Annotated in this window: 1 protein-coding gene; it reads left to right on the top strand. The window is 66.2% G+C overall.

The annotated features are described in order from the left end of the window. On the top strand, positions 1 to 980 hold a 980-nt coding region (gene sufB, locus D8M34_RS18065), incomplete at both ends, for a Fe-S cluster assembly protein SufB (RefSeq protein ID WP_126894713.1).

Genomic DNA, 980 nt, shown 5'->3' with positions numbered 1-980 from the left:
AGTACTTCGTGCGCTCCTCGGAGAAGCAGGCCGCCACCTGGGAGGACCTGCCCGAGGACATCAAGAACACCTACGACAAGCTGGGGATCCCGGAGGCCGAGAAGGCCCGCCTGGTCTCCGGTGTCGCCGCGCAGTACGAGTCCGAGGTCGTCTACCACTCGATCCGCGAGGACCTCGAGCAGCAGGGCGTCATCTTCCTGGACACCGACACCGCGCTGAAGGAGCACCCGGAGCTGTTCCGGGAGTACTTCGGCTCGGTCATCCCGTCCGGGGACAACAAGTTCTCCGCGTTGAACTCCGCGGTCTGGTCCGGTGGCTCGTTCATCTACGTCCCGCCGGGCGTGCACGTCGACATCCCGCTCCAGGCCTACTTCCGGATCAACACCGAGAACATGGGCCAGTTCGAGCGGACGCTGATCATCGTCGACGAGGGTGCCTACGTGCACTACGTCGAGGGCTGCACCGCGCCGATCTACAAGACCGACTCGCTGCACTCGGCCGTCGTCGAGATCGTGGTCAAGAAGGGCGGCCGCTGCCGCTACACCACGATCCAGAACTGGTCGAACAACGTCTACAACCTGGTCACCAAGCGCGCCAAGGCCGAGGAGGGCGCGACCATGGAGTGGGTCGACGGCAACCTCGGCTCCAAGGTGACCATGAAGTACCCGGCCGTGTGGCTGATGGGCGAGCACGCCAAGGGCGAGGTCCTCTCGATCGCGTTCGCGGGCGAGGGCCAGCACCAGGACGCCGGCGCCAAGATGGTCCACCTCGCGCCCAACACCTCCTCGACGATCGTGTCGAAGTCGGTGGCGCGCGGCGGCGGGCGCACGTCCTACCGCGGGCTGATCCAGGTCAACCCGCGGGCGCGCAACTCCCGTTCGACGGTGAAGTGCGACGCGCTGCTGGTCGACACGATCTCGCGCTCGGACACCTACCCCTACGTCGACATCCGCAACGACGACGTGTCGATGGGGCACGAG

Origin of the sequence: Microbacterium sp. HSID17254, from assembly GCF_003989315.1 — a bacterium.
Classification (GTDB): domain Bacteria; phylum Actinomycetota; class Actinomycetes; order Actinomycetales; family Microbacteriaceae; genus Microbacterium.
Note: the sequence above shows the minus strand (reverse complement) of the source record. Positions and strands in the feature narration are given on the sequence as shown.